At 62.9% G+C, this 2,283-nt stretch carries 1 protein-coding gene and 1 pseudogene; both read left to right on the top strand.

The features are described from left to right. Positions 1 to 609, top strand: a pseudogene (locus VGP39_RS10675) (hypothetical protein); the annotation flags it as partial. Between the two features lie 266 nt (positions 610 to 875). Then, positions 876 to 2,213 (top strand): IS1182 family transposase, encoded by a 1,338-nt coding sequence (locus tag VGP39_RS10670; protein ID WP_327568069.1) that lies wholly within the window; start codon positions 876 to 878, stop codon positions 2,211 to 2,213. Positions 2,214 to 2,283 lie beyond the last annotated feature (70 nt).

Below are 2,283 nucleotides of genomic sequence, written 5' to 3'. Positions count from 1 at the left end.
GATCCCTGGTGCAGACACGATCCTGCGAATCTGCCGGCAAACTCATTTCCGTTCTGGCTCTATGGCGACGACAGTTTCGCTCATGTGGAGCAATTTTTCACGTGGAGCGCGCTCGATCGTGTCTTCCGGCGGATCACGATCGGCTTGGGTTCGCGCCAGCGCACCTACCTCGACGGCTTCTGGAGCTATGAGGAAGTCTGGCCACCGGGACAAAAGCACCCGACCGCGATTTCGCAGCCACCGGCGCCGGCTTTCGTCGGCACGGTCAGCGCTGCCTTTCCCTTCAACGCGATGCTCGATCAGGCGCTGCGAAAGTTGCCGGCCGATGTGCCGGTCGTCCTGATCGCTCCTCCGGTCTTTCATACGATCATTCCAAAGCCAGGAACGCAGGCGGCGGCGGAGCGGCAGGCCTGCAACGCGGCGTACAGATCCATTGTAGCCGGGCGGCCACACAGCAATTTCATCGACTATCGGGTCGACAACGAACTGACGCGCGATCCGCAGAATTTTGCGGACCTGATCCACTATCGCGCCAAAATTGCCCGCAAGCTCGGCGAGGGCATTGCCACGAGCTTTCGTCTCGGCGGTGCGGCCAATATCGATTTCTAGAGCGAGATGATTTTAAGTTGAAGCGGCCCACTCGCACTGTATCGCGTCATCCCCGGGATGAACGCACTTGCGTTCACCCGTAGGTGCGCGCTCTTGCGTGCCTCGAAGGATGAGAAGCGCCCGTGGCCCATCCTTCCAGGCTCGCCCAGCGGTGCAATGCACCGCAAGGCTCGCACCTCAGAGTGTGAGAATCATTCGGCAACGAGCGTTTGCCATGACCGCGATGGCATGATTCTCTGTCATTGAGGACGAAGCAGGGGCTGGCGATGGCTGACGAGCAATTGTTTGAGGCTTTGCCCGAGCAGGAGAAACCGCAGGCTGAAGCACGCGGTGCACCGCGGTTGCGGGTGCCGGAACGCAGCCAGATTGCTATGCAGGTGGCGGCGTTGGATGATCTGATTTCGGAGGATCATCCGGTGCGCTCGGTTTGGGCATTCGTCGATGGGCTCGATCTGTCGGCGTTGCACGAGGCCATCAAGGCGCGCGAGGGCCAGCCCGGACATCCGCCAGCAGCGCCGCAGCTGATGTTGGCACTGTGGCTATGGGCCACGGTCGATGGGGTCGGCAGCGCCCGCGAACTGGACCGGCTGTGCCGCGATCATGTGGTCTATCGCTGGTTATGCGGCGGGGTGTCGATGAACTATCACAGCCTGTCGACCTTCCGGATCGCCCATATGGCAGTTCTGGAACGGCTTTTGGCGCAGGGCGTGGCGTCGATGGTCGAGGCTGGATTAGTGTCGCTCGACACGTTGGCGCAGGATGGCTTGCGGGTGCGCGCGGGCGCCGGGGCGAGTTCGTTCCGCCGGCGCGCCCGGCTAGGTGAGCTACATGCGGCGGCGCAGACGCGGGTGGAGCGCCTGCGCGCTGAAGTCGAGACGGATCCGGCGGCCGGGGATCGTGTCCGGCGTGCGGCCAGGGAACGTGGCGCGCGTGAGCGCGCGGCGCGGATCGCGGCGGCACAGGAACGCATGAAGGAACTGGACGCCGAGCGGGAACGGCGAGAGAAGACCAACAAGAAACAGGTCGCCAAGCAGAAGGAGCCGCGCGCTTCGACCACCGATGCCGACGCGCGGGTGATGAAGATGGCCAATGGCGGATGGCGTCCGGCTTATAACATGCAGATCATATCGACGCCGGAATACCAGGTGATCGTTGCGGTCGACATCGATACCAGCGGCTCGGATCGCGGCCTGGCACAAACGGGGATCGAGACCGTGCACGCTGAAGGCTACGAGCCCGCCAACTATCTGGTCGATGGCGGCTTCACCAAAAACGACGACATCGAGTGGGCCCATGCCAACGATATAAAGATGTGGTGCCCGGCAGGGCAGACCAAGCACGGCACCGATCCTTATGCGCCGAAGAAAGATGACGGTGTCGGCGTCGCGGATTGGCGCCAACGCATGCAGAACGCAGACGGCAGGACATTCTACCGACTGCGCGCCGAGCACGAATGCATCAATGCCCATGCCCGCCGCATGGGCCTGCGGCAGCTATCCCTGCGCGGCAAGATCAAGGCCCGCATCCATCTGCTGTGGTTCGCGGTCGCTCATAACCTGATGCGCTTCTTCGCGTTGCACGCCAAGGCGCAGGCCGCGGCATGACGGCGGCGCCCTGCTACCCAGGGCACCAAACGCTCCTACATTGGAGTGACGGCCCAGCTAAAACTCCGTG

This window comes from Bradyrhizobium sp., from assembly GCF_036009065.1.
Taxonomy (GTDB): Bacteria; Pseudomonadota; Alphaproteobacteria; order Rhizobiales; family Xanthobacteraceae; genus Bradyrhizobium.
This window is presented reverse-complemented; position numbering and strand designations above follow the sequence as displayed.

Excerpts from the sequence above, each read along its gene's own strand:
- VGP39_RS10670 (WP_327568069.1), top strand. The coding sequence starts at position 876 with ATGGCTGACGAGCAATTGTTTGAGGCTTTGCCCGAGCAGGAGAAACCG.